Consider the following 19,671-nt stretch of genomic DNA (forward strand, 5'->3'; position numbering starts at 1 on the left):
CGCAACGCTCCTACTCATGGAACAGGCAGTCATATGGGCAGGCACGTCGTCGGCGCCAGCCGGTTTCGAGGCACGGAACGTCGCTGCGGCACGCAGGCGTGCGAACGCGCAACCTCGGCGGAGCGGGCCAGCTGGGCACAGCATAGCGCCCAACCGTTACAAACATCAAAACGGCCGGTCACGCCGGCCGATGATCACGTGTCGTCGGTTTTCAGAACGGGTTCCACGTCGCCGAGGGCGTGAATTTCAGGTAGCCGATATTGGCGCCCAGCCGCACGCCGACGCCGGAGCGGATCGGCACCACCACCATGTTGTCGGCCGCGAGCGCGGTCATGCCGAAGCCGGCCACGAAATAGGCCGAGCCGGAAATGCCGCCGAAGCGCCGGAAGATGTCATTGATGGAATTGAGGTTGTAGACCAGGATCATGGTACGCGCGCCGTCGCCGCCGAAATCCCAGCCCAGCGACGGGCCCTGCCAGAACACCCGCAGGTCGCCGGCATTGCGGGTGTAGAGCGTGCCTTCGCCATAGCGCAGGCCACCGACAAAGGCGCCGCTGCCTTCCTGGCCGAGGATATAGCCATTGGGCTGGCCCCACTGGCTGACCGCCTTCTCGATGGACAGTGCGAGACCGCGCGAAACCTCGCCGAAGAAGCCGTGGCCCTGGCTGACGAGTTCATCGCTCGAATAGGAGCCCTGCTGCTGAGGCTGCTGGGCATATTGCGCCATGGCGGGGGCGGCGGCGAAAGGGACGCAGAGCAGGGCAAGGCAGGCAAGCAGGGCGCGCAAGGTCGGCATTGGCGGTCTCGCGATTGGTCGACGATGGACATGCAAAGGCATGGGGCATGGCGGGCCGGCAGCGCACCGGCACGCACACGTCCCAGCGTATCATTAGCACGTAGTGCGACCTTAGGAAGGCGGAGCGGGCCGCGGCGGCGGCGCAAAGGCCGGGCAGTGTGACGCGCCTGCGTCAGGTGATCCGCTGCGAACCCGCACCAGTGCTTGGCTCGCGCGTCGCGTCGCCCCCGTGGCTACCGGCCGGCCGCCGCGTGCCGCGGGTTGGCGTGGGCAGGGGTGCGGTGTATCACAACCCTCGTCCATTCCGCGCCGATGCGCGGCGATTCGCCCGAACCTGCCTTACATGGGAGCCCGATGACGACCGCCATCGATCTCGACAAGCTCGACCTCGCCGCCCTGCTGTGCTCGCGCGTCTGCCACGATGTCATCAGCCCGGTGGGGGCCATCGTCAACGGGCTCGAAGTGCTCGAGGACGAAGACGACGCCAGCATGAAGCAGTTCGCGCTCGATCTCATCGCCAAGAGCGCGCGCCAGGCGTCGGCCCGCCTCCAGTTCGCGCGCCTTGCTTTCGGAGCGGCCGGCTCGGCCGGCGCACAGATCGACACCGGTGACGCCGAGACCGTCGCGCGCGGCTTCATCGTCGATGACCGTACCAGCCTGGAGTGGCAGGTGCCGCGCGCGCTGCTGCCCAAGAACCGGGTGAAGCTGCTGCTCAACCTGCTGCTGGTCGCCGGTGCCACCATTCCGCGCGGCGGGCGCATCGCGGTGAGCGCGACCGGGGAGGGCGAGGCCGGCGGTTTCCGGCTCACCACCGTCGGTAGCCATTCCCGCATTCCTCCGCATCTGCCGCAGCTTATTGCCGGCGAGCCTCCGGAAGGCGGCGCCATCGATGCCCATGCTATCCAGCCGCATTATACCGGGCTGCTGGCCCGTGAAGTCGGGCTCGCCATCAGCTTCGCGCTGGAAGGCGAGGGTGTGACGATCCTCGCCGCGCCGGCGTGACCGGCCGGCGAAATCGGTAACGACGCACGTTTCGTTACGGCACTTTCAGAAGACATTAACGCGTGGCGGCACATTTTGTCGGTGAGCGCCTCCGGGCGCGCGTCCTGTCGAGTGCTGTGTCCATGTTTGAAAGAGACCTCTCTCCCGCCCGTAGCGACGGCGTCCCGGCTTCCGGCGCGCTGTCGTCCGGCATGGCAGGGACGACCATGGCGGCCGTGGTGCCGCTGCGTCCCCATGCGCCGCGCGAGGTCCCGGAAACCGATCTTCTCGTCTTCGCCCTGCGTGGCATGCGCTTCGCGCTGCCGGCGGCGCGCATCGTCGACACGCTGCCGGTGACCGGCGAGCGCTGGGGCAAGCTTCTCAACATGGCCGCCGCTGGCACGCTGGGCAGCAGCGGCCTGCCGCTGATCCGCCTGTCCAACCGGCTCGGCTTCCCGCCTGAGACGGCGCCGGAGCGCGGCGCGCTGGTGCTGTTCGGTACGGGCGGGCGGGTGCGGGCGACCGTTCTGGTCGACGACGCGCCGGTGCGCATGCGCGCGAAGGTCGAGCCGATGCCGGCAGCCTGGCGCGAGCATTTCCAGCCCTGCGCGGACCTGATCGACGGCGTGGCCCTGCTGCCGGACGGCACGCAGGCGGCGATGCTGGACCTCGCCATCGGCGTCGATGCGCCGCGTGCCCGGGTCATGCCGCGCGTGGAGCGCGACAGCGCGCATCTTCTGGTGCGCGCTGGGCGGCAGGAACTGGAAGCGGTGCGCGTCGCCGCATTGCGCGGCCTGCACCCGATCGAGGATGGCCGGATTTCCGGCGGACGCACCCTTCTGCTGCTTGGCGGCGAGGGCGAGGCGGTGGCGGTGGACGAGGTCATCGGTCTCGCCCCACAGGGCCGCATCGAGCGGATCGCCGGCGTACGCTACCTTGTCGCCTCCAATGGCCGCTACCGGCTGCTGGAGCCCGGCGAGACCAGCCCCGACGCTCTCGCGGTGCTGCGCGTTCTGGTGACGGCGCCCGCCGGGGAGGCCCGCAGCCGGCTCCGCGATCTCGTGCGCTCCATGGGTCATGACGTCTCGCTGGCCGACGACCCGCGCGCCGCGCGCCTCGCCGGCGGGCGGTTCGACGTGGTGCTGTTCGACCTCGACACCTATGCCGATGTCCGTGAGGCCGGGATCGCGACCCGCGACGGTGCGCGGCGCATCGGCTTTTCCACCGAGAGCCGGGTTCCGGTTCCGGCCGGCTTCGAGCGCGTCGTGGCGCCGGGCGATGCCGTGGCGCTGGTCGCCGCGCTCATCGGCGGCGCCTGAGCATTCACGCAAGCCTGATCACCGCGCGCGCCGGGTCCGTAGGGATCCTCCTGCCGCCTGCGCGAGCCTGTGCTAGCGTGGCGTCGCGCTGCTTTGGCGCGGCGGGACATCACACGCATCCATGCCCATCATCCGTATCCTCCGGCTGCTGCTGACGCTTCTTGCGCTGGGGTTCGCCATGGCGAACCCGGCGGTGGCGGTTCCGGCCATGACGGCCGGCGCGTCGGGCGCGGTGGACACCGGCGCGGCGACCATGCCGTGCCATGAGACGGAAGCGATTGCGTCGAAGGCGATGTCGCCTCCCGCCAAGATCGCGGGCGGCGCCCATCTGTGCTGCGTGCTGGCGTGCCTTGTGGTGCCGCCGCTCGGCGGGATGACACTGAGCCATCCGGTGGCACGTGCCGCCGTGCTCACACCCCCGACGATGCTCGTGCCGCGCGGGCGCATGGTGGCGATGCCGACCCCTCCGCCGCGTTTTTCCTGAACCTCGCATCGAGCCGATCTGCGCGCGGCGCGTTTTCGCGCGGCGCGCTCACTACCGATGATTCAGGAGTTCACACCATGAAGACCTTCCTTCGCGCCGGCCTCGTCGCCGGCAGCCTGCTGACGGCCGGCATTGCCTTCGCCCAGCAGGGGGCGCCGTCTGGAAACATGCCTCACGGCAACATGCCGGGCATGGACCACAGCGCCCATACAGGCGGGGCGGCGCCCGCCACCAGCCCGTCCAGTGCCGCCTTCGCCGCGGCCAATGCCAAGATGCATGAAGGCATGAGCGTGCCGATGACCGGCGACACCGATGTCGATTTCGCGCAGGGTATGATCCCCCATCATCAGGGCGCGATCGACATGGCCAGGATCCAGCTCGCCTTCGGCAAGGACCCGGAACTGCGCAAGCTGGCCGAGGACATCATCAAGGCGCAGGAGAGCGAGATCGCCTTCCTGAAGGAGTGGCTGGAAAAGAACGCGAAGAAGTAGCATTTCGCGACAGGACAAGGGCCGGCGCCAGCGAACGGCGCCGGTCTTCAGCAAACAAAAACCCCGCCTTGCGGCGGGGTTTTCAGTTGGGCGGACGACAGGTCGCGTCACGCCTCTCGGGAACTCGTCCGGCTCAGGCGGGGATGCGCTGCTCCTGCTCGCCCATCTCCCGCAGCACATAGCCGCGACCCCAGACCGTCTCGATGAAATTGTGACCCTGGCTGGCATTGGCGAGCTTCTTCCGCAGCTTGCAGATGAAGACGTCAATGATCTTCAGCTCGGGCTCATCCATGCCGCCATAGAGATGGTTCAGGAACATCTCCTTGGTGAGCGTCGTGCCCTTGCGGAGCGAGAGCAGCTCCAGCATCTGGTACTCCTTGCCCGTCAGGTGCACGCGGGCGCCGCCGACTTCCACGGTCTTGGTGTCGAGGTTCACCACCAGCTCGCCGGTGATGATCACCGACTGGGCGTGGCCCTTCGATCGCCGGACAATGGCGTGGATGCGGGCGATCAGCTCGTCCTTGTGGAACGGCTTGGTGAGATAGTCGTCGGCACCGAAGCCGAGACCCTTCACCTTGTCCTCGATGCCGGCAAGGCCGGAGAGGATCAGGATGGGCGTCTTCACCTTCGCCACGCGAAGGCCCTTCAGCACATCATAGCCCGACATGTCGGGCAGGTTCAGATCGAGGAGAATGATGTCGTAATCATAGAGCTTGCCGAGATCGACACCCTCCTCGCCGAGATCCGTCGTGTAGACGTTAAAATTCTCGGACTTGAGCATCAGTTCGATGCTCTGCGCGGTCGCGCGGTCGTCCTCGATGAGCAAGACGCGCATGCCAATCCCCTTCCCTCGCCACGGCCCCCGGGGTTTCGGCACAATCGGACATTACGCAGCCGAGCGTGACCCCACCCCGCGCCCGGCTTTGGCACAACCGATTCGACCTTCGATGGATTAGGGATAACAAAGTCTGATTCTCCTGCACAAGCGGGGTTCTCGATTTTATTCGAGTCTTTCCGCAACGCGCTGGAACAGAAACAGAATCTGTGAGTCCAAACCCTAGAGTCGAATCTCAAGAAGTGCCTCTAAGTGAATCGTGCGACTCTGCTTTTCCGCAAAAGCCGTCGATCCACACCGGACGGTGACCTGATCATTAACGAGGCCGGTAAACAAATCGTTTCCATCTGCCTGAAGAGTCACAGATTCAGCCCCCAATCGCCGCATTCGCGCCCACAGGGTAAGGAAGCGGCAATATCTGTTCGCGATCATGACCATCGCCGCTGCGTAATGGCGGCTCGAACCGGAGGGGTATGCGCCGTGCACACGGGGCATGGGGGCCAGCCGGACGAAAAGCGGAGTATCGCCGGCATGAAGCTCGACACAGCCATTCGTCTCAAGCGGTTCCAGGCGGAGGAAAAGCGCCGCCATTTCGTTCAGATCGAGACCATGATCTCGGACTTCGACCGCATGGCGCGCGAACTCGACCGGGAAATAGAGGCCGAGGAACAACGGGCCGGTATCACCGACGCCCAGCATTTCGCCTATCCGACCTATGCCCGCGCCGCGGCGACCCGCCGCGACAATCTGCGCCGCTCCGCTGACGAGCTGAAGCAGCAGCTCGACGAGGCCCGCGCGCTCTGGGACGCGGCGGTCGAGGAACTGAAGAAGGTTGAAGCGCTGGGCGAGCGCGAGCGCGGCCCCGAGGCGCCGGTGGAAATCGTCAAGAGCGTTGCCGGACGGGCGCGGGCCAGCCTCGCCATGTGATGTCGGCGTCGGACGCGCATTTCCCCGGCCGGGCTTCGGCCCCGTCGCCGTTCACGGTTGGATGATCGGGATGTGCGGTGCCGCCTCGCGCGGCAGCACGCCGGAAAGCCGGGGGTCGTCGACCACCTCCACCATCTGCGCCACCGGCTTGAAGCCCGCCTTGCGGTAGAAGCCGAGTGCGGCAGGGTGGTCGTTGCTGCAGGTGTGCACGAAGAACCGCGTCACCGCGCGCGCCCATACCAGCTCATTGGCGCGGTTGATCATGAAGCGGCCGGCCCCGGCGCCGACCAGTGCCGGCACCACGCCGAAGAACGCCAGCTCGACATCCGGCGCCTGCCGGAAATCCAGCTCCAGCAGGCCGAGATCGGTCTCGTCCCCGCGCTCCAGCACATAAATTTCCACCGCCGGATCGGTGATGATCGTTTCCAGGGCGGCATCCGACAGCGATTGCCGCGAGAACCACAGCCAGTCCTCGCCGATGGCGCGGAACAGCGCGCGGTACCAGCGGGCACGCGGTGCGCTGACCCGGCGCAGCCGCAGTGGCTCGCCACCGCGTTCGGGCAATGGGGCGGGGCGGGCGTGCATTTCCAGAAAGGTGACGATGGTCGCGACCTTGCCCGGCGGCAGCGCGGTATAGCCGTTGAGATCAAGGGCAGGGCCGGGCGGTAGGGTCTGGGGCGTCTGGGGCGATGATGGATCGGTCACGGGAACCTGACGGGCGGTTGAACCTACCCGCTTGTACAAGGGGGAACCGCTCCGGCGCTACCACCGCGGTGCCATGGGCGGGGATGGAATTCGGCTTGAACGCGCCCGAGGGTTCACAACAGCGAATTTTCAGATATCTTACGGGTAATTCAATTTATTACACTTAATGGAAGTTAATTAGATGACCGTCGCCGTGTCCATCGATTCCGTCGGCAAGAGCTTCGGCAGCGGGGCACCGGCACTGTCGCACGTCTCGCTCGACGTGGCGCCGAGCGAGCTGGTGGCGCTGCTCGGGCCTTCGGGCTCGGGCAAGACCACGCTGCTGCGCATCGTCGCCGGGCTGGAGCAGCCGAGCCATGGCCGCGTGCTGTTCAATGGCGAGGACGCGCTCTCGGTTCCGGTGCGTCGGCGCGGCATTGGCTTCGTGTTCCAGAACTACGCGCTGTTCCGGCATATGACAGTGGCGGAGAACGTCGCCTTCGGCCTGCGCTCGCGCCCGCGGGCCGAGCGGCCATCCGACGCAGAGATCCGCTCGCGCGTGGCCGATCTTCTCGCGCTGGTTCAGCTTGAGAGCTATGGCGGGCGCTTTCCCGCGCAGCTCTCCGGCGGCCAGCGCCAGCGCGTGGCGCTCGCCCGTGCGCTCGCCATCGAGCCGAAGGTGCTGCTGCTGGACGAGCCCTTCGGCGCGCTCGACGCGCTGGTGCGCAAGGAATTGCGCAAATGGCTGCGCGAGTTGCATGACCGCACCGGGCACACGACGCTGTTCGTGACCCACGATCAGGAAGAGGCGCTGGAGCTTGCCGACCGCGTGGTGGTGATGGGCAAGGGCAAGATCGAGCAGGTCGGCACCCCGGACGACGTGTATGACCGCCCGGCGACCGCCGCCGTGTTCGGCTTCATGGGCGAATCCAGCCGCATCGAGGTCGAGGTCAGGGACGGCGTGGCACTGGCCGGTAGCACCCCGATCGCGGCGGCGACTCAGACCGTGCCGAATGGCCCGGGTCTGCTCTATGTGCGCCCGCATGACATTTCGCTCGGCCTGCCGGGCACGCCGGGCCTCAAGGGCCAGGTGCGCGGCTTCCGCCGCCACGGTGCGATCCGCCGGGTTGAGGTCGAGGTCGGCAGCGCGCTGTTCGAGGCCGACATCGCGCCGACGGTGCGGGTGCCGATCGGCGAGCCGGTGGCGGTGCGGCTCGACCGCGCGCGGCTGTTCCCCGGCGGCGGCCTTGGGGTCGACTGCCGCGCCCCGGCGGCGCAGCAGAGCGGCGAATACGCGATCTGACGCTCAGCGCGGCTCCAGCAGCCAGGCGTCCTCATGCGCGGGGTGGCCCTTGAGGCCTCCCTTCAGCGCCACCCGCTCCAGCCGCGAGACATGATAGGCCCCGCCATAATGGCGGCGCACTTCGTGCTCGGGCACGCTGAAGGGCGGGCCTGCCATCAGCGCGGGGTCATAGTCGAAGCTGATGAGAAGCTGGCGGGCGTGATGAGTGAGCGCGGCCAGATGCGCGGTGTACTCGCCGCGCATCGCCTCGGGCAGAGCGACCAGCGCCGCGCGATCGTAGACCGCGTCCACCGGGCCGAGCGCATCGCGGTCGAGATCGAAGATGTTGCCGGCGAACACCGTGATTGCCTCGGCCTCGAACCGCTCCAGCGTGCCCTCATAGGTGATGGCAGGTGTAAGGTTCAGCTCGGCAAAGAGCTGTTCGACGGCGAGCCGGCTCAGCTCGGCGCCGGCGACGCGATAGCCCTGCTGGAGCAACCAGTGGATATCGAGGCTCTTGCCGCAGAGCGGCAGGAAAACGCGGGCGCCCGGGTGCAGTCCCAGCGCAGCGAGATGGCGCAGCAGCAGCGGATGCGGCGCGGCACTATGAAAGCCGATGTCGTTGTCAGACCATTTGCGGTGCCAGAACTCATGTTCCATCGCCTGTCCTCTCGGTCGCCCCCGGCGCTGGATAGCGCGCCGCAGCCCACATCCGACACTCCCCTCATGTCAGCGCGATGGCGCCCGGATGAACGCGCCGAAGGCGCGCGGGCCATCCGCAACCACGATGTCATCGACGAGCTTGAGCGTCCTCGCATCGACCACGCTCAGCGTGTTGGTCTCCCAGTTCGCGACATAGACGAAGGCGCCATCGCTGCTGGCGGCGATGCCTTCCGGGTATTCGCCGACCGCGACCGTGCCGATCGGTTCCAGCGTATCGAGGTCGAACACACTGAGCGTGCCGGCATACTGGTTGGTGACGAAGGCGCGGCCCTGCGCCAGCGCCACCGCATAGGGCCGCTCGCCGACCGTCACCGTGGCGATGAGCTGGCGCGTGGCGATGTCGATCACGCTGACATCGTTCGACGCGACATTGGCGGTGTAGGCGCGCGCTCCCGCCGCATCGATGGTGACGCCGAACGGGCGGCTTCCGACCTTGATCTCGCCGACCCGCTTCAGGCTCGCCGTGTCGATGACGCTCACCGCATCGGAATCGCGATCGGCGGAGAGCAGCAGCGCGCCATCCGGCGTGACCGCGAGACCGGAAGGCGAGAGCCCGGTTTCCACCGTGCCGAGAATGCGTCCACTGGCGGCCTCCACCGCCACCACTCGCGCGCCGTACCAGTCCGCGACATAGGCGACCTCACCGGAAGGCAGCACCGCGACACCGACCGGCCCGCCGCCGACATCCACCCGCGCGGTGACGGTGCGGGCGGCGGCGTCGAGAATGGTGAGTGCGCGGCCGTCCGGGCTGGTCACGAAGGCGCGCCGGCCATCCGGCGACACCGCGATACCCGCCGGCTTGCCGGGGATCGACAGCGTGGCCACGACCTTGCGCGTGTCGAGGTCGACGATGGAGAGCATTTCCGCCGGCTGCGAGGTGACGAAGGCTTCGTCCGGGCGGGCGGGGAAGGCGGCGAGGAAAGGCAGCAGCAGCAGGGCGCCCCAAAGCCCTCTCCACGAGGAAGCGGGATGGGAGGTCAGGCGGTTGCGCAGCGATGTGCTTGGCGGGCGCTGCCCCTCTCCCCACTGGTGAGAGGGGGCCGTGTCGCGCGTCCCGCACCCATCATCCCGACCGGAGGCAGGCCGATCCGCGATCACGCCACAGGCGCTCGTCCTTCCCGGCACAGGACGGCGCGAGGCCGGGAGGAATTGCGAGGGCCGAAGCGCAGGCGGCACAGGCGCGCTCGATCAGCTGCCGCCTTCGATCTTCTTCTTCAGCCCGTCGAGCCCTGCCTTGTAGAGCCCGCTCACGGCCTTGATCGCGGCCTCGTCGTTCAGTTCCGGCGGCGGGTCGTTGTTGGGGTAGCCGCGATAGAACGCGCCGCGCCACTCGACTTCCGACTTCTTGCCGCCGTCGAGCGGCGACACCACCAGCCAGGACGAGTAATTGGTGACGGGCAGCACCTTCACGTCGACCTTGTCGATCCGGTACATGAGCGTCATCTTCTCCGGATCGAGCTTGGCGACTTCCTCGTCCACCGTCGCCCCGCCCTTGAGCGTCAGCGTGCGCTTGGCGCCGGGGGCGTTGCCGCCCGTACCCTCGGTCTTGTCGACCACCGGAATCCAGCTGCCATCCTGGAAATTGGACACCACCGCCCAGACCTTCTCCGGCGCGGCGTTGATCTCGATCTTTTCGGAGACCTTCTGGCGCGTGGGGCCATGGGCATCGGCGCCGCTGAGCGTGACAACGGCGAGGGCGACCGCGGCACCGGCGGCGGCAAGGAGTTTCATCTTCATCGTTTCCATCCCGGAGACTGGTTTTGTGGCCGGACTTCACGTCCGTTGGCAGCAGTCTACGAAGAGAAACGCGGTTCGTGAACTCTTGGAATCGGGAAAAACTTCCCGATTTTTATATTTGAGATTTCTAAGAAAATTCTTTGAGAATCTTAAGAAACGCCGCGCCGAAGGCTTCCAGCTTGGCGGCGCCCACGCCCTTGATCCCCGACAGTTCGGTGCGGGTGCGCGGGTGCTCCACCGCCATCTCTTCGAGCGTGCGGTCGGCGAACACGACATAGGCCGGCACGTTGCGCTCGGCGGCGAGTTCGCGCCGCAGCGCCTTGAGCTTGCCGAGCAGCGCCGCCTCGGCGGGGGCGAGGTCGGGCTCGGAGGCGCGGCCCGGCTTCTCGCGCCGGCGCTTCACCGGCGCGCGCAGGGTGAAGGCGCGGGTGCCGGCGAGCACCGCCTGGCCGGTCTCGGTGAGGGTGAGCGCGCCGAAATGGGCAGCGTCGGCATGCAGCGCGCCGGTGGCGACCAGCTGGCGCAGCAGGGCCCGCCATTCCGTGGCCGGCCGGTCCGCCCCCGCGCCGAAATCGGCCAGACGGTCATGGCCGCGCGCGCAGACCTGGTCGGTGCGCTGGCCGGTAACGAGGCTGGCGATATAGGCCGCGCCGTAGCGTTCTCCGGTGGCGCGGGCGAGCCGGAGCGCGAGCTGCGCCTGTCGGCTGGCATCCACCACCTGCGGGGGATCGCGGCAGACATCGCACGCTCCGCACGCCTTGGCACGCTCGCCGAAATAGCCGAGCAGCACCGCGCGCCGGCAGGTCACCGCCTCGCAGAAGCCGACCATGGCGTCGAGCCGGCGGGCCTCCATCATCTTGCGCTCGGGCGAGGAATTCTCCTCGTCGAGGAAGCGGCGCCGGGTGGCGATGTCGCCGGCGCCGTAAAGCAGCAGCGCCTCGGAGGGCAGGCCATCGCGGCCGGCGCGGCCGATTTCCTGATAATAGGCCTCCAGCGTGCCCGGCGCGTCGGCGTGCAGCACGTAGCGCACATCTGACTTGTCGATGCCCATGCCGAAGGCGACGGTGGCGACCATGACGATGCCGCGCTCGGCGAGGAAGGTTTCCTGGTTGGCCGCCCGCGCCTCCGGGCTCAGCCCCGCATGGTAGGGCAAGGCGCGGATGCCGAGTGACTGCAGCCGCTCGGCGGTCTCCTCCACCTTCTTGCGCGAGATGCGGTAGACGATGCCGGACACGCCCGGCCGCGCCCGCACATAGCTCTCGATCTGCTGCGCCGGGGCGGTCTTTTCCTCCACCCCGATGAAGATGTTCGGCCGGTCGAAGCCGGAGACGAACACCCGCGCCTGCCCGCCGAGCAGCCGCTCCACGATGTCGGTCTGGGTCGCCTTGTCGGCGGTGGCGGTGAGCGCGACCATCGGCAGATCGGGGAAGATGTCGCGCAGCCGGCCGAGTTCGAGATATTCCGAGCGGAAGGAATGGCCCCATTGCGAGACGCAATGCGCCTCGTCCACGGCCACCAGCCGGAGCGGCAGCCGTGACAGCGCGGCGAGCATGCGGTCGGTCATCAGCCGCTCGGGCGCGAGATAGAGCAGGCGCACCTCGCCGGCCGCCACGCGGCGCCAGATCGCGACGTTCTCGTCGCGCGACTTGCCGGAATGGATCGCCTCGGCGGCGACGCCCTGCAATTTCAGCGCGTTCACCTGATCGTCCATCAGCGCGATCAGCGGCGAGACCACCAGCGCCAAACCGCCCAGCACCAGCGCCGGCAACTGGTAGCACAGCGACTTGCCCGCGCCGGTCGGCATCACCGCCAGCGTCGGCGCGCCGGAGAGCACGGCGTCCACCACCTCCTGCTGGCCGGCGCGGAAGCGGTCGAAGCCGAACACCTCGGCCAGATGGCGCTTCTTGCTGGCCTCCAGCGCGGCGGGCAGCATGCTGAGCGAGGGGGGCATCGCGTTCATCGGGGGAAGGCTTCAGCTTTCTGGTCGTGCCGCAAACTCGGCTCTTGTCGCCTGCGGCGCGGAAGGAAATGGTTCAGCCACTCGACCCTGCCGAATCGGACGAACCGGAGAATCAGTGCCGATGGCCCTGGAGCTTACCCTCGCTTTAACCGCTCTGGCGCTGCTGTTCGAGGCGGCATTCGGCTATCCCGCCGTCCTGTACCGCGTGATCGGCCATCCGGTGGGCTGGATCGGCCGGCTGATCGCCGGGCTGGAGCGGGTGCTGAACCGCGAGGAGGCGGCGCCGGGCGAGCGGCGGCTGGCGGGGGTGGCGACGCTGCTGGTGATCCTCGGCGCCAGCCTCGTGCCCGGCTTTCTCCTTCAATCCTGGCTGCTGTCGCTGCCGTTCGGGCTGTTCATCCTGGCCATTTTCGCCTCGTCGCTGCTCGCCCAGCGCAGCCTGCATCAGCATGTGGAGCGGGTGGCGCAGGCACTCGATCGTTCGCTGGACGAGGGGCGGGAGGCGGTCGCGCAGATCGTCGGGCGCGATCCGCATGTGCTGGACGAGGCCGGTGTCGCCCGCGCCGCCATTGAGAGCCTCGCGGAGAATTTTTCCGACGGCATCGTCGCGCCAGCGCTGTGGATGGCGGTCGGGGGGCTCGGCGGGGCGGCGGCCTACAAGGCGGTGAACACCGCCGACAGCATGATCGGCCACCGCAACCGGCGCTATCTGGAGTTCGGCTGGGCCTCGGCGCGGTTCGACGATCTGATCAACCTGCCGGCGGCGCGGCTGGCCGGCGCGTTGATCGTGGTGGCCGCGGTGATGGTGCCCGGCGCCTCGGCGGCCGATAGCTGGCGCGCGATCCGCCGCGACGCCCGCCGCCACCGTTCGCCCAATGCCGGCTGGCCGGAGGCGGCGATGGCCGGCGCACTCGGCCTCGCGCTCGCCGGGCCGCGCCATTATGGCGGCCAGCTCTCGGTGGACGGCTATATGGGCGAGGGCGGCCGGCGCGACTGCACGCAAGCCGATATCCGCCGCGCGCTGAGGCTCTACCGCGTGGCGGATACGCTGCTGGTCGCGCTGGTCCTTGCCGGCGCCGCCGCCGCGCTGTTCTCAGGGATGTGACCGCTACCGTCGGGCCGCCAGCGCCAGCAGCCGATCGAGATCGACATGCGCGCTCAGGTGGATGGCCAACCGGTCGAGTGTGGCGTCGATCCCGGCCTCATAATTCAGCCCGCTCGGCCCCAACCCCAGGCGGGCGAGCCAGGCGGAGCGCTGGTCATCGTCGCCGAACAGACCGTGCAAATAGGTGCCGGCGATCCGGCCATCAGCGGAGAGCGCGCCTTCCGCGTCCTCGCCGTCGATCTGCGCGAAGGGCCGAGCCCGGCCGGGGCCGGTGGTCACGCCCATGTGCATCTCGTAACCCGAGAACGGCACATCGTCCTGCGTGCGGCCGGTGATGGCGACGAGGCGCTTCTCGCCCGCGAGCACGGTGTCGACGTCGAGCAGGCCGAGGCCGGGTACGCTGCCGGGCGCACCTTCCACGCCATCCGGGTCGGACAGGGTGCAGCCGAGCATCTGGTAGCCGCCGCAGAGGCCGAGCACCCGCCCGCCGCGCCGCACATGGGCGAGGAGATCGATGTCCCAGCCGGCGCGCCTGAGATCGGCAAGATCGGCCATGGTGGATTTCGAGCCGGGCAGGATCACAAGATCGGCGTCGCCCGGCAGCGCCGTGCCGGGGCGGATGCGCAGCACCTCGACCATGGGTTCGGCGTCGAGCGGGTCGAGATCGTCGAAATTGGCGATGCGCGGCAGGATTGGCACGACGATGCGCAGCCGCGCGCCGGGTTTCGCCGGGCGAGGGCCGTCGAGCCCCAGCGCATCCTCGGCCGGCAGCCGCGCCGCCTCAGTGAAGAACGGGATCAGCCCGAGCGCGTCCCAGCCGGTGAGGGTTGCAATCTCATCCATGCCGGCGCGGAACAGCGCCGGATCGCCGCGAAAGCGGTTGACGAGGAAGCCCTTGATCATCGCCGCATCGTCCGGCGGCAGCACGGCTTTCGTGCCGACGAGACTGGCGATCACGCCGCCGCGGTCGATGTCGCCAATGAGAATCACCGGCACATTCGCCGCGCGGGCAAAGCCCATATTGGCGATGTCCGCCGCGCGCAGGTTGATTTCGGATGCCGAGCCCGCGCCCTCCACGAGCACAAGGTCGGCCTCGCCGCGCAACAGCGAGAAGCTCTCCAGCACGGGGGCGAGCAAAGCGGGCTTCAGCCTCTGATAGTCGGCCGCCTTCGCCATGCCGTGGACGCGGCCCTGCACGATCACCTGCGCACCGATTTCGCTCTGCGGCTTCAGCAGCACCGGGTTCATGTGAACGGAAGGGGGGATGCGCGCGGCGCGGGCCTGCAGCGCCTGAGCCCGGCCGATCTCGCCGCCGTCGGGCGTCACCGCCGCGTTGTTCGACATGTTCTGCGGCTTGAACGGGCGCACCTTCAGGCCCCGATTGGCGAAGGCGCGGGCGAGGCCGGCGACGATCAGCGATTTGCCGACATCCGAGCCGGTGCCCTGGAACATCAGCGCGAGGGCGCTCATCGCGAACCCTCGCGCCGGAGAGGCAGGCTCAGCCGTGACGGGCTTCGAGATAGTCGACGCGGCGTTCCAGATTGGCCTCGCGCACCATGCCGGGGATCAGGAACAGATCGATGATCTGCCCGATTCCGAGCAGGCCGAGGGTCAGCAGCCAAAGGGCGCCCGTCCAGTAGCGGCCGGTGTAGAAACGATGAATGCCGCAGACGCCGATCAGGCCGAACAGCCAGAAAAGGTAGGCGACGGGGGTGGAACGCATCGAAGCGTTTCTCCATGAACAAGCCACGCCGCAACAGCCGGCGTCCTTCTTCACATAGGAAGTCCCTCGCGGAATTTCGAGGGATCGGCATCAGAATTCGATGCCCTGCTGTGCCTTCACCCCGGCACTGAAATGATGCTTGACCGCGCCCATCTCGGTCACGAGATCGGCGGCTTCCACCAGCGCGGGCTTCGCGTTGCGGCCGGTGATCACGACATGCAGCCCCTCGCGGCGGGTTGCGAGCGTCGCGATCACCTCGTCGAGCGGCAGGTAGTCGTAGCGCAGCGCGATGTTCAGTTCGTCGAGAATGACGAGGCCAATCGCGGGGTCCGCCATCAACTCGCAGGCTTTTTCCCAGGCGCGGGCGGCGCTGGCCTTGTCGCGCGCGAGGTCCTGCGTCTCCCAGGTGAAGCCCTCGCCCATCGAATGCCAGCGCACCCGCGGGCCGAAGCTCTCCAGCGCGTCGCGCTCGGCGGAATGCCACGCGCCCTTGATGAACTGAACCACCCCGACCGAACCACCATGGCCGAGCACCCGCAAAGCGAGGCCGAAGGCGGCGGTGGACTTGCCCTTGCCGGGGCCGGTGTGGACGATCAGCAGGCCCTTCTCGATAGTCTTGGACGCGACCTCGGCATCCTGCACCTGCTTGCGCTTGGCCATCTTGGCGCGGTGGCGCTCGGCCTCGGCTTCCGAGAGTTCGCTCATCATTTCACCTTCATAGGCAGGCCGGCGACCATGAAGATCACGGTATCGGCCTTTGCTGCCACCATCTGGTTCAGCCGGCCCTGGGCATCGCGAAAGCGCCGGGCCAGCGCGTTGTCCGGCACGATGCCGAGCCCGACCTCGTTCGACACGACGAAGCTCGGTCCCGCACGTCGGGCAAGCCGATCGGCCAGCGCCGCGCTTTCCGCCGCGACATCGGCCTCGGCCAGCATGCGGTTCGACAGCCAGAGCGTCAGGCAGTCCAGCAGCAGCACGGCATCGGCGGGCACCTCGTCCAGGGTGCGGCAGAGGTCGTGTGGCGCGTCATGCGTCACCCAGCCCGCGCCGCGCCGGGAATGGTGGAGCGCGATGCGCTCCACCATCTCGTCATCATAGGCCTGCGCCGTGGCGATGTAGTGCCACGGCGAGCCCAAGCCTTCGGCCAGTGCCTCGGCATGCGCACTCTTGCCGGAGCGGGCGCCGCCGAGGACGAGGGTGAGGGGCACGGCCTGTATGCCGCGCCGCTCAGCCCGGAACCACCTGTCCGACCAACGCGGCAAAGCCGATGCCGGCAACCGCCGCGCCGGCAAGGCGCGGGGCGAGGGCCGAGAAGGCACGCCGGGACACGGCCGCCACCCCGATGGCGAGGGCTGACTGGATGATCACCAGGCCGGCCAGATAGGCATAAAGCGGGGTGGGCTCGGCGCCGACGATGGATTCGCCATAGGCGTAGCCATGGAACAGGCCGGCCACGGCGAACAGCGCCAGCCACGCGCCGGTGGCGACGCGAACGCCTCCCGCCAGCAGCACGCCCGCCAGCAGCACGGATGCCGCGATGACAAGCTCGGCCGCCGGCAGGTCGACCAGCGCCAGATGCAGGCCGACCCCCACCGCTGAAGCCGCGACGAACGCGACCGGCATCCAGAGCGGCATGGCGCCGACCGCCGTGGCGACGCCGACCGCGACCAGGAAGGCGAGATGATCGACCCCGATCACCGGATGGGCGAGGCCGGAAATGAAGCCCTCGGCGAAGGTCGAGGGCATGGCGCCGTCCATGGCGTGGTGGGCGGCGGCGGGGGTGGCGGCAAGCGCCAGCGCGGCGGGAACCGCCGCCAGAAGCGCGAACACGCGCGAATACGAAGACGTCATTGTCATCATCCTATGGCCCGCCTTTGCCGGCAGGCTGGAGAGGGAAAGGGTTACGCCGCCCGCTGGGCGAGGCGCGGACGCAGCCAGCCGGCGAGGCCGCCGAGCAGCACCCAGAACATGAAGCTCGCCACGATGCTCGCCACCACGAAGCTGTGGTGCAGCGATTCCGGGATCGGGCTGTCATGGCTGCCGGGCTGCGGCGCGCCGATGGCGTGCGGCGCGACGATCAGCACCACGCCGAGCACCGCCAGCAGCGGCGAGCCGCCATAGACCAGCAGAGCGAGACCGGTGGCGGTGGCTGTCGCCGTCCCGACCCACCAGAGCTGCCGCGCATCAAGATCGGCGGCGGGCATGGCCGGCAGTTCCGGCGGAAGGCCGAGCCCCGGCGCGAGGGTGAACACGGCGAAGCCGGCTAGCCCCCAGAGCACGCCCTGATGCCAGCCCTTGAGCCCGCCGGCGATCTCGCTGGCGGACACCAGCAGCAGCGCGAAGCCGAAGCCGGTGAGCACGGTGAAGATCACGGTGAGCCCGTTGCGTTCGAAGCCGTCGGCCGGCGCCCATTCGTCCTCGCCGTGCGAATGCTCATGCGCGGCCGTGCCCGGCGCGTGCTCATGCGCGGTCGCTTCCGCGGGAGAGGCCTCGCCGGCGCCCTCGAAGGTTTCCGCCTGGAGAATCAGTGGAACGGTGGTGAAAAGGTGAAGCCCCGCACTGGCAAGGCCGGTGCCGATGCCGGAAAGCGCGGCGACGAACAGAATCGTCCTGAAGACAGACATGCAACGTCCCCCGGTTCAGTGGCAGGGGAAGGCGTTCGCGTGGCGCACGTCATGCGTCGCGTTATGCGCGGCGCTGACATGGGAGAAGCCCACGCCGCCGAGAACGACCACGCCGAGCAGAGCGGCAAAGGTGATCTGGATCGCGCGGGAGGCCGGGGATTCGGCGGAAAGGCTGGGGGCGGACGTGGTCCGTTCGGTCGTCATGACAGGCTCCTTTGGCCCTCCACCCGAGGGCCAGTGCGGGTTGCGTCATCGGCCGGTCTCCTGGCTCGCGGGTCCTCGCCCGTTCCCCGCCTTCCCGGCGCCAAGGCGCCAGTGGCATGTGGAGTGGGCTCGCCGCTTACAGTTGCGGGGGCAGCCGCGGATTCGGCATCCCTCGAAGACCGAGCAATGCCCCACCGCGTTCCCGTCTTGCGTCCCGTGTGGATCACGGGAACCGACGACAGGGCGCGACTATAACGGCCGGCGGCCGCGCTGCAAATGGAAGATGTGGCGGCATTGGGGCACATCGGCGTTGCGCGGCCCCGCGTTGACATTCCACCCCTGCGCTCCTTAAGTGCCGCGACCGACGGTTCCTTCCTGCCAGGGAGGGATGAAAAGGGAATGCGGTGAGGGGGCCTTGCGAGAGGCGCCCGATTCCGCGGCTGCCCCCGCAACTGTAAGCGGCGAGCCCGTGCCACAAGTCCACTGGAGCGATCCGGGAAGGCGGCATGAGGGCTGTGACCCGCGAGCCAGGAGACCTGCCGTAGGTTCGGTCCTCATGCCGGCGGGGTGCCCGGTATCGGAGAGCGTCGCGCACCGTGCGCGGGGCTTGCGCGGAAGCTGTTTCCGCGGCCGGCGCATCCCGTTCCGCCCCCGGGCATTCCTGCCCCTTGGCCTTCGTGGAGACGCCGCATGACCGCCGCCGTAACCCTTTCCAAGGTGCCGTGCACCATCGTCACCGGCTTTCTGGGCTCGGGAAAGACCACGCTGATCCGCCATGTGCTGGAAAACGCGAAGGGCCGCCGGCTCGCGGTGATCGTCAACGAGTTCGGCGACGTCGGCATCGATGGCCAAATCCTCAAGGGCTGCGGCGTTGAGGCCTGCCCGGAGGAGAACATCGTCGAGCTGGCCAATGGCTGCATCTGCTGCACGGTGGCGGATGATTTCGTGCCCGCGCTCGACGCCATCCTCGCACTGCGCCCGAAGGTCGATCACATCCTGATCGAGACCTCGGGCCTCGCTCTGCCCAAGCCGCTGGTGCAGGCGTTCCACTGGCCGGCGATCAAGAGCCGCGTCACGGTGGACGGCGTGGTCGCGGTGGTGGACGGCGACGCACTCGCCTCCGGCCGGGTGGCGCATGACCATGACGCGCTGGCCGAACAGCGCGCGACCGATGTGGTGCTCGACCATGACGACCCGATCGAGGAAGTGTTCGACGACCAGATCGCCTGCGCCGACCTCGTGGTGATGACCAAGGCCGACCTGATCGACGCCGACGGTGCCGTGCGCGCCCGCGCCGCGCTCGATGCCGAATTGCCGGCCGGCGTGCGGGTGGTGAGCGTGACGCAGGGCCGGCTCGATCCCGCCGTCCTGCTGGGCCTCGGCGTCGGGACCGAGGACGATATCGAGAACCGCAAGACCCACCATGACGACGAACTCGACCACGACCACGACGATTTCGACAGCTTCGTCGTCGAGGTGCCGGAAATCGCCGACCCGGCGGAATTTGCCGCCCGCGTCGCCCGCGCGGCGAGCGAGGCCGATGTGCTGCGGGTGAAGGGTTTCCTCGCGGTCGCGGCCAAGCCGATGCGGCTGCTGGTACAGGCAGTCGGTCCGCGCGTGGCGCACCAGTTCGATCGGCCGTGGGGGAGCGACCCCCGCGCCGGCCGGCTGGTTGCCATCGGGCTCAAGGGGCTGGACCGCGCCAAAGTCGAGGCCATCCTAGCCGGGGAAAGCGTGCCGGCGTGAGCGGCGCGCAGTCATCCCGCAGGCGGCCTGCGGCAGTTCCGGGATCGCAC

Annotated in this window: 22 protein-coding genes and 2 riboswitches; of the genes, 8 read left to right on the forward strand and 14 right to left on the reverse strand. The window is 68.5% G+C overall.

Translation table 11 applies throughout. The features are described 5' to 3' along the window. Positions 1-211: 211 nt before the first annotated feature. A complete protein-coding gene (locus MKI84_RS03335) occupies positions 212-796 on the reverse strand; it encodes a DUF1134 domain-containing protein (protein WP_425353789.1) in 585 nt (194 codons plus the stop codon). Positions 797-1,150: 354 nt separating this feature from the next. Here MKI84_RS03335 and chpT point away from each other — a divergent pair, with 354 nt between their 5' ends. The 4 genes from chpT to copM all read left to right on the forward strand — a co-directional run bounded on the left by chpT (position 1,151) and on the right by copM (position 4,071). Next, positions 1,151-1,798 carry a histidine phosphotransferase ChpT gene (gene chpT, locus MKI84_RS03340; RefSeq protein ID WP_241616554.1) on the forward strand — a complete coding sequence of 216 codons (648 nt, stop codon included), beginning with the start codon at positions 1,151-1,153 and terminating at the stop codon, positions 1,796-1,798. A 122-nt stretch (positions 1,799-1,920) separates the two neighbouring features. Further along, complete coding sequence (locus tag MKI84_RS03345) at positions 1,921-3,096, forward strand: chemotaxis protein CheW (protein WP_241616555.1); 1,176 nt, start codon at positions 1,921-1,923, stop codon at positions 3,094-3,096. 121 nt (positions 3,097-3,217) lie between these two features. After that, on the forward strand, positions 3,218-3,580 hold the full coding sequence (locus MKI84_RS03350; RefSeq protein WP_241616556.1) for a hypothetical protein: 363 nt from the start codon (positions 3,218-3,220) through the stop codon (positions 3,578-3,580). A 77-nt stretch (positions 3,581-3,657) separates the two neighbouring features. Next, positions 3,658-4,071, forward strand: a complete 414-nt coding sequence (gene copM, locus MKI84_RS03355; protein WP_281063190.1) for a CopM family metallochaperone — start codon at positions 3,658-3,660, stop codon at positions 4,069-4,071. A gap of 133 nt (positions 4,072-4,204) precedes the next feature. Here copM and ctrA read toward each other — a convergent pair whose 3' ends face one another. Continuing rightward, the gene (gene ctrA / locus MKI84_RS03360) at positions 4,205-4,906 is read right to left on the reverse strand and encodes a response regulator transcription factor CtrA (RefSeq protein ID WP_241616557.1); all 702 of its coding nucleotides are present in this window, start codon (positions 4,904-4,906) and stop codon (positions 4,205-4,207) included. Positions 4,907-5,437: 531 nt separating this feature from the next. On the opposite strand from ctrA, the gene MKI84_RS03365 reads away from it, so the two are divergent. Beyond that, on the forward strand, positions 5,438-5,833 hold the full coding sequence (locus MKI84_RS03365; protein WP_241616558.1) for a flagellar export protein FliJ: 396 nt from the start codon (positions 5,438-5,440) through the stop codon (positions 5,831-5,833). A 51-nt stretch (positions 5,834-5,884) separates the two neighbouring features. Here MKI84_RS03365 and MKI84_RS03370 read toward each other — a convergent pair whose 3' ends face one another. Continuing rightward, complete coding sequence (locus MKI84_RS03370; RefSeq protein ID WP_241616559.1) at positions 5,885-6,538, reverse strand: GNAT family N-acetyltransferase; 654 nt, start codon at positions 6,536-6,538, stop codon at positions 5,885-5,887. Positions 6,539-6,719: 181 nt separating this feature from the next. Here MKI84_RS03370 and MKI84_RS03375 point away from each other — a divergent pair, with 181 nt between their 5' ends. After that, positions 6,720-7,820: a sulfate/molybdate ABC transporter ATP-binding protein gene (locus MKI84_RS03375; RefSeq protein WP_241616560.1), complete on the forward strand. Its 1,101-nt coding sequence runs from the start codon at positions 6,720-6,722 to the stop codon at positions 7,818-7,820. 3 nt (positions 7,821-7,823) lie between these two features. On the opposite strand, the gene tmpT is transcribed toward MKI84_RS03375, so the two are convergent. The 4 genes from tmpT to recQ all read right to left on the reverse strand — a co-directional run bounded on the left by tmpT (position 7,824) and on the right by recQ (position 12,219). Next, entirely contained in the window at positions 7,824-8,459 is a 636-nt protein-coding gene (tmpT, locus tag MKI84_RS03380; RefSeq protein ID WP_241616561.1) for a thiopurine S-methyltransferase, read from the reverse strand. Positions 8,460-8,528: 69 nt separating this feature from the next. Continuing rightward, a complete protein-coding gene (locus MKI84_RS03385; RefSeq protein WP_241617516.1) occupies positions 8,529-9,458 on the reverse strand; it encodes a YVTN family beta-propeller repeat protein in 930 nt (309 codons plus the stop codon). 252 nt (positions 9,459-9,710) lie between these two features. After that, positions 9,711-10,259: an SRPBCC family protein gene (locus tag MKI84_RS03390; RefSeq protein WP_241616562.1), complete on the reverse strand. Its 549-nt coding sequence runs from the start codon at positions 10,257-10,259 to the stop codon at positions 9,711-9,713. A 127-nt stretch (positions 10,260-10,386) separates the two neighbouring features. Then, entirely contained in the window at positions 10,387-12,219 is a 1,833-nt protein-coding gene (recQ, locus tag MKI84_RS03395) for a DNA helicase RecQ (protein WP_241616563.1), read from the reverse strand. 121 nt (positions 12,220-12,340) lie between these two features. Here recQ and cbiB point away from each other — a divergent pair, with 121 nt between their 5' ends. Next, positions 12,341-13,324, forward strand: coding sequence for an adenosylcobinamide-phosphate synthase CbiB (gene cbiB, locus MKI84_RS03400; RefSeq protein ID WP_241616564.1), 984 nt, complete (start codon positions 12,341-12,343; stop codon positions 13,322-13,324). A 3-nt stretch (positions 13,325-13,327) separates the two neighbouring features. On the opposite strand, the gene MKI84_RS03405 is transcribed toward cbiB, so the two are convergent. The 7 genes from MKI84_RS03405 to MKI84_RS03435 form a co-directional block, all read right to left on the reverse strand. Beyond that, the gene (locus MKI84_RS03405; protein WP_241616565.1) at positions 13,328-14,794 is read right to left on the reverse strand and encodes a cobyric acid synthase; all 1,467 of its coding nucleotides are present in this window, start codon (positions 14,792-14,794) and stop codon (positions 13,328-13,330) included. Positions 14,795-14,822: 28 nt separating this feature from the next. After that, positions 14,823-15,047, reverse strand: coding sequence for an NINE protein (locus tag MKI84_RS03410; protein ID WP_241616566.1), 225 nt, complete (start codon positions 15,045-15,047; stop codon positions 14,823-14,825). 90 nt (positions 15,048-15,137) lie between these two features. Next, positions 15,138-15,752 (reverse strand): cob(I)yrinic acid a,c-diamide adenosyltransferase, encoded by a 615-nt coding sequence (gene cobO / locus MKI84_RS03415; RefSeq protein WP_241616567.1) that lies wholly within the window; start codon positions 15,750-15,752, stop codon positions 15,138-15,140. Beyond that, entirely contained in the window at positions 15,752-16,255 is a 504-nt protein-coding gene (cobU, locus tag MKI84_RS03420) for a bifunctional adenosylcobinamide kinase/adenosylcobinamide-phosphate guanylyltransferase (RefSeq protein WP_241616568.1), read from the reverse strand. The genes cobO and cobU overlap by 1 nt, the downstream gene beginning before the upstream one ends. A 19-nt stretch (positions 16,256-16,274) precedes the next feature. After that, positions 16,275-16,898, reverse strand: a complete 624-nt coding sequence (locus MKI84_RS03425) for a HupE/UreJ family protein (RefSeq protein WP_241616569.1) — start codon at positions 16,896-16,898, stop codon at positions 16,275-16,277. Positions 16,899-16,948: 50 nt separating this feature from the next. Further along, a complete protein-coding gene (locus tag MKI84_RS03430) occupies positions 16,949-17,671 on the reverse strand; it encodes a CbtA family protein (RefSeq protein WP_241616570.1) in 723 nt (240 codons plus the stop codon). Positions 17,672-17,686: 15 nt separating this feature from the next. Further along, complete coding sequence (locus MKI84_RS03435; protein WP_241616571.1) at positions 17,687-17,875, reverse strand: CbtB domain-containing protein; 189 nt, start codon at positions 17,873-17,875, stop codon at positions 17,687-17,689. Between the two features lie 33 nt (positions 17,876-17,908). Beyond that, positions 17,909-18,127: riboswitch (cobalamin riboswitch) on the reverse strand. 96 nt (positions 18,128-18,223) lie between these two features. Beyond that, positions 18,224-18,433, forward strand: a riboswitch (cobalamin riboswitch). Positions 18,434-18,565: 132 nt separating this feature from the next. Between MKI84_RS03435 and cobW the strand changes: the two genes are divergently transcribed. Further along, positions 18,566-19,621: a cobalamin biosynthesis protein CobW gene (gene cobW, locus MKI84_RS03440; protein WP_241616572.1), complete on the forward strand. Its 1,056-nt coding sequence runs from the start codon at positions 18,566-18,568 to the stop codon at positions 19,619-19,621. Positions 19,622-19,671 lie beyond the last annotated feature (50 nt).

The sequence above is a fragment of the Ancylobacter gelatini genome, from assembly GCF_022601675.1.
Lineage (GTDB): Bacteria > Pseudomonadota > Alphaproteobacteria > Rhizobiales > Xanthobacteraceae > Ancylobacter > Ancylobacter gelatini.

Excerpts from the sequence above, each read along its gene's own strand:
- MKI84_RS03335 (WP_425353789.1), bottom strand. The coding sequence starts at position 796 with ATGCCGACCTTGCGCGCCCTGCTTGCCTGCCTTGCCCTGCTCTGCGTC.
- chpT (WP_241616554.1), top strand. The coding sequence starts at position 1,151 with ATGACGACCGCCATCGATCTCGACAAGCTCGACCTCGCCGCCCTGCTG.
- MKI84_RS03345 (WP_241616555.1), top strand. The coding sequence starts at position 1,921 with ATGTTTGAAAGAGACCTCTCTCCCGCCCGTAGCGACGGCGTCCCGGCT.
- MKI84_RS03350 (WP_241616556.1), top strand. The coding sequence starts at position 3,218 with ATGCCCATCATCCGTATCCTCCGGCTGCTGCTGACGCTTCTTGCGCTG.
- copM (WP_281063190.1), top strand. The coding sequence starts at position 3,658 with ATGAAGACCTTCCTTCGCGCCGGCCTCGTCGCCGGCAGCCTGCTGACG.
- ctrA (WP_241616557.1), bottom strand. The coding sequence starts at position 4,906 with ATGCGCGTCTTGCTCATCGAGGACGACCGCGCGACCGCGCAGAGCATC.
- MKI84_RS03365 (WP_241616558.1), top strand. The coding sequence starts at position 5,438 with ATGAAGCTCGACACAGCCATTCGTCTCAAGCGGTTCCAGGCGGAGGAA.
- MKI84_RS03375 (WP_241616560.1), top strand. The coding sequence starts at position 6,720 with ATGACCGTCGCCGTGTCCATCGATTCCGTCGGCAAGAGCTTCGGCAGC.
- tmpT (WP_241616561.1), bottom strand. The coding sequence starts at position 8,459 with ATGGAACATGAGTTCTGGCACCGCAAATGGTCTGACAACGACATCGGC.
- MKI84_RS03390 (WP_241616562.1), bottom strand. The coding sequence starts at position 10,259 with ATGAAGATGAAACTCCTTGCCGCCGCCGGTGCCGCGGTCGCCCTCGCC.
- recQ (WP_241616563.1), bottom strand. The coding sequence starts at position 12,219 with ATGAACGCGATGCCCCCCTCGCTCAGCATGCTGCCCGCCGCGCTGGAG.
- cbiB (WP_241616564.1), top strand. The coding sequence starts at position 12,341 with ATGGCCCTGGAGCTTACCCTCGCTTTAACCGCTCTGGCGCTGCTGTTC.
- MKI84_RS03405 (WP_241616565.1), bottom strand. The coding sequence starts at position 14,794 with ATGAGCGCCCTCGCGCTGATGTTCCAGGGCACCGGCTCGGATGTCGGC.
- MKI84_RS03410 (WP_241616566.1), bottom strand. The coding sequence starts at position 15,047 with ATGCGTTCCACCCCCGTCGCCTACCTTTTCTGGCTGTTCGGCCTGATC.
- cobO (WP_241616567.1), bottom strand. The coding sequence starts at position 15,752 with ATGAGCGAACTCTCGGAAGCCGAGGCCGAGCGCCACCGCGCCAAGATG.
- MKI84_RS03425 (WP_241616569.1), bottom strand. The coding sequence starts at position 16,898 with ATGACGTCTTCGTATTCGCGCGTGTTCGCGCTTCTGGCGGCGGTTCCC.
- MKI84_RS03430 (WP_241616570.1), bottom strand. The coding sequence starts at position 17,671 with ATGTCTGTCTTCAGGACGATTCTGTTCGTCGCCGCGCTTTCCGGCATC.
- MKI84_RS03435 (WP_241616571.1), bottom strand. The coding sequence starts at position 17,875 with ATGACGACCGAACGGACCACGTCCGCCCCCAGCCTTTCCGCCGAATCC.
- cobW (WP_241616572.1), top strand. The coding sequence starts at position 18,566 with ATGACCGCCGCCGTAACCCTTTCCAAGGTGCCGTGCACCATCGTCACC.